The 4,789-nt window shown below is 59.6% G+C and carries 3 protein-coding genes; all 3 read left to right on the forward strand.

From position 1 onward, the window contains the following. Positions 1–187: hypothetical protein (locus tag IRZ31_RS20230; RefSeq protein ID WP_297157229.1), on the forward strand; the 187-nt coding region annotated here is incomplete at its 5' end. A gap of 76 nt (positions 188–263) precedes the next feature. Continuing rightward, entirely contained in the window at positions 264–2,630 is a 2,367-nt protein-coding gene (locus IRZ31_RS20235; protein WP_297157231.1) for a Stp1/IreP family PP2C-type Ser/Thr phosphatase, read from the forward strand. Between the two features lie 168 nt (positions 2,631–2,798). Continuing rightward, positions 2,799–4,607 (forward strand): aspartate--tRNA ligase, encoded by a 1,809-nt coding sequence (gene aspS, locus IRZ31_RS20240; RefSeq protein ID WP_297157234.1) that lies wholly within the window; start codon positions 2,799–2,801, stop codon positions 4,605–4,607. The last annotated feature ends 182 nt before the right edge of the window (positions 4,608–4,789 follow it).

Here is a 4,789-nt window from a genome sequence, read left to right on the forward strand (position 1 = left end):
CCAGCAGCGCCTGAAGAAGGCACGCGCGGGCCGTGATCAGCAAGGCTGTCTGCTTCCTCATGCTGAGGAGGAGCCGACCAGAGCGGATGGGGCTGGGCCGTCGCCAGGGCTGGGCCTGGTGACGCGGCTTCTACTCGGCCTTGCTATGCCTTTCCCATGCGTTGCGTTTTTCTCGGCGTCGGTGTAATATAGCCTAAAGTCTCGGAATTGCCTAGTGTGCACATCACTCAATCGCGAGCTATCAAGTACGGGAGAGAAGTGCTTTGGCCAAACAACTCCGTCTCGACGTTGCACAGCTAACAGACGTTGGCCGCAAGCGTGAGCACAATGAAGACAATATGGCCTATGTCATCCCCAAGGACCCCCAGGTGATGGCAACGAAAGGCTCACTGTTCATTGTGGCCGATGGCATGGGCGGTCATGCGGCGGGGGAGGTGGCAAGCGAGATTGCCGTAGACACTGTTAGCACGGCATACTATCAGGACGACAGCGATGAGGTTCCGGTCGCCCTGGTCCGCGCTATTAAGCGCGCCAATGCCGCCATTCATCAGCGCGCAGCCGAGAATATGCTGCGCAACGGCATGGGCACAACCTGCGTGGCAGCGGTGCTGCGTGGGAATATGGCCTATATTGCCAATGTAGGCGATAGCCGCGCTTATCTGATCCGCGGCAAGACGGTCAAGCAGATCTCTCAGGATCACTCCTGGGTCGCCGAGCAGGTACGCGCTGGCTTGCTGACTGAGGATCAGGCCCGTACTCACGCGCAGCGCAATGTGATCACTCGCTCGCTGGGCACACAACCCGATGTCGAGATCGATATTTTCACTGAGCCACTGCAGGAAGGGGACTCGCTCGTCCTCTGTACCGATGGCCTCTCCGGGTTGATCACTGAAGATGAACTCCAGGAGATCGTCAATCGCTTCGTCCCCCAGGAGAGTGTCTATCACCTGGTGGAGCGCGCCAATGAAAACGGGGGTCCCGACAATATTACGGCGATTGTGATCCGTGTCAACGAGGTAGGGGTCGAACCGTCTCCTCGCCAACGGCGCCCTGTGGCGGTCGGTGGGCCCGAGGAGGATACAGCGATTCTGGAGACTTCGCTGGCCTCTTCGGCTGGCCAGGCGGGGGCGCGCTATGGCAATGGTCACAGTGGTGCATTCTCTTTCTCGGCCCGCGCTGTGCCGCCGCTGGCGGATGCGGCGCCGCTGGCTGCTCCTGCCTTACCCGTCTCCAAACGCCGGCGGCGGGGACGGATCTTCTTTCTCAATGTGGCCCTGCTGACGGTGGTCCTCCTAGCACTGGTTGTCGGGGCTGTCTACTATCTGGTGCTCCGCCAAGGTCCTGATCCCGATCAAGTCCTGGCCCAGGCAACGACTTTGGTCAACCGTGCTACAGGTGAGCTGAACAGCGATCCAGTGCGCGCTCTGCAAGATCTGGCCAGTGCCCAGCAGTCTCTGCGCTCGCTTCAGGGCGTGTCGCTCTCAGATGCCCAGCGGACGCAGCTTGCCAGTCTTCAGCGCTCGCTAACCAGCCATGCTCAGGCCGCCCTGATTGCCTACAATAAGCGCTTTGGCATTACTTCCCTCCCCTGCTCCAGTACTGGTGTCAGTCCGATCAATACCGGCAGCATTGCCGTGCAGGCCCGCAGCCTGGCAATCCTGCAGCAGAAGGGGAAGGCGCTCTTATACGCCTTGGGTGAAGATAGCCAGCTCTACCCACTGATGCAGGTTAATCGTCAATATAGCCTGCAGAATCATCTCGACCTTGATGGAAAAGTGCTCGGGGTGGCGAGTGCTAATGATGGCTCACAGCTCTACCTACTCCTGGCTCGCACCAGCCAGAGCCAGGGAGCGGCCTCTGTCAGCTATGAGCTGGCCGCCCTGCAGGCTGGCCAGACGAAGGCCAAAACAGTCCCCATCGATACAGCCTTGACCTCCAACGGTCAGGTCCCGTCGTTAATCGCGGCCTGGGATGGCGATGTCTATGTGGTCTTCTCTTCTAAACAGGCTCCCAACAGTGCTCAGATCGTCGACTTCGATCGTACCAAGCTGACTGCCAAGCAAGCACCGCTGCCGATCTCGGCCAATGTGGTCAGTATTGCCGCTTTCCCCAACAATCAGCTCTTCCTCTTGCTGGGCGATGGCAGCGTGCAGAGTCTGCAATACACCTCGGGCAAGGCCCAGGAGCCGGTACCAGTGCCTGTGCAGGTGCAGCGCCCCATTCCTAGCGCTCTCCCGGTCAGCGATCAGAGCTTCACTGCGGCTACTCCCGTTCCTACTGTCACAGTTCCGGCGCAGCAGGGTCCTGTGCCTCTGCTGGCCTCGAACAAGGCCACTCTCTCTGCTGGCCTGGTGAATCATATTCCTCATCTCTATGTGGCCGATAGCGCTGCCCATCGCTTGCTCGCTTTTACACCGCTCGGCGGTGGCTCGGCTGGTGGCACTTCTGACTCGAACAGTATCTTAGTGCAGCTGACGGGTCAATACGCCTCCCCAGGCTTGTTTGCCTCCTTGCGCAGCGCTCAGCCTGATCCCTCCAGTGGCACCCTGCTCTATACACTTGCTCAGAATACAGCCTCCCTGCTCAATGTGGTTGCTGTCGACACCAGCTCATCGGGGAGTTGTGCCTGACCACGAGATGGTGTACACTTGGTGAAAACCATTGCAGAGAGTGGCCAGCAGGGACCGCTGCCTGGGAGGCTTTCTTTCTTTTTCCGGGCCGAATTGGGCTGTTTCTCGGGTGGTGGTTATCCTCTAGCGTGTGCGTGAATGGCAGTGAAGAAGGAGTCCTAAGCAATCGTGAGTTTCGCCGTACATTATCGTACCCATACCTGTGGAGAGTTGCGTCAAGAGCACTGTGGCCAGCAGGTGCGCCTGGCGGGCTGGGTCAATCGCCGGCGCGATCATGGCGGGCTGATTTTCCTCGACCTGCGCGATCGCTATGGGATCACGCAGGTCGTCTGTGATCCCTCGCGCTCGGAGGAGGCGCATCGTGTTGCCAGCGAGCTACGGGCGGAGTATGTGATCGAGGTCACGGGGACGGTGGCGCCGCGCCTACCGGGCACGGAAAATCCCCATTTGGAGACGGGGGCTATTGAGGTTGTGGCGACGGCTATCCGCGTCCTGAATCCTTCGCGTGTGCCGCCTTTCTCGATTGCTGACGAGAGCCAGGTTGAGGAGACGCTGCGCTTGAAGTATCGCTATCTTGATCTGCGCCGGTCGAGGATGCGTAAGAATATGATCCTGCGCCATCGCTTGATCAAGGCTATGCGCGATTACCTCGATGAGCGTGGCTTTTTGGAGATTGAGACGCCCATTCTGATCAAGAGCACACCCGAGGGGGCGCGCGATTACCTGGTGCCGAGCCGGCTCTACCCCGGTCAGTTCTATGCTTTGCCGCAGTCGCCCCAGCAGCTCAAGCAGCTGCTGATGGTCGCCGGTCTGGACCGCTATTTCCAGATCGCCCGCTGTTTCCGCGATGAGGACCAGCGCTCGGATCGGCAACCGGAGTTTACGCAGCTGGATATCGAGATGGCCTTTGTCGATGAGAACGATGTGATGAATCTCATCGAGGGGCTGTTGATTTTTGTGGTCGAGCAGGTGACGCAGAAGCGCATCAAACAGAAGCCGTTCCCGCGCCTCTCCTATGAGGAGGCTCTGGAGCGCTACGGTACTGATCGCCCCGACCTGCGCTTTGAGCTGCCGTTGGTGACGATCTCCGACCTGGCGGCTGGCAACTTTGCGGTCTTTCAGCAGGCGCTCACCTCTGGCGGCGCAGTCAAAGGACTCCGCGTCCCCGGAGCGGCAGGCTACAGCCGACGCGAGGTGGAGGAGCTGACAGAGTTTGCTCGCAGCCTGGGGGCTAAAGGCCTGGTCTCGTTGGCCATCAGCCCGACGGGCGAGCTGAAGTCTGCCCTGACTAAATTCTTGCCGGCAGAGCAGCTGCAGGCCATTGTGAGCCGCATGCAGGCTGGCCCGGGTGACCTCCTGCTCTTCGTGGCCGATCGCCTTGAGGTCTGCAATGAGGTGCTCTCTCGCCTGCGCCTGCGCCTGGCAGAGCGTCTAAGGCTGATCGATCCCCAGGAATTGGCCTTCTGTTGGGTCGTTGACTTCCCGCTGCTCAGCTATAACGAGGAGGAGGGACGCTACGAGGCCGAGCATAATCCGTTCTCGGGAATGCGTGAGGAGGATGTGCCTTTGCTGGAGACGGAACCGCTGAAGGTGCGTTCGCGCCAGTACGATATCATTTGCAATGGCTCCGAGATCGGCGGGGGCAGTGTCCGTATTAATGTGGCTTCACTGCTCCATAAGGTCTTCTCCTTGATGAATTATAGCGATGAGCAGATTCACGACCGCTTCGGCCACATGCTGGAGGCCTTCGAATACGGCGCCCCTCCCCACGGTGGCATCGCCCTGGGCCTGGACCGCCTGGTGATGATTCTCGCCGGCGAGCAGACCATTCGCGAGGTGATCGCTTTCCCGAAGACGCAGAGCGCTCAGGATCTGCTGCTGAACGCTCCTTCACCTGTGGATGAGCAGCAGCTGCGAGAACTCCATCTACAGGTGCGCGCCGCGGAGGAGACCCCCCAGCCTCCTGTCCATAGCTGAAGTGTCGATCCTCTCGCTGTGCCTGCTGCACAGATCCTGCGGGCAGCCAACCCTGCCCCGAGAAACCCAGGGTTGCCCCTGCCCGCAGTGACCACTTCGGCTGGCGTCCCCTGTTCAGTCTACTGCTTTTTCTCTATAGACAATTAATTGAAGGTTAATATTTATATGCATCTGAATTTGCT

Source organism: Thermogemmatispora sp. (genome assembly GCF_019683635.1).
Taxonomy (GTDB): domain Bacteria; phylum Chloroflexota; class Ktedonobacteria; order Ktedonobacterales; family Ktedonobacteraceae; genus Thermogemmatispora.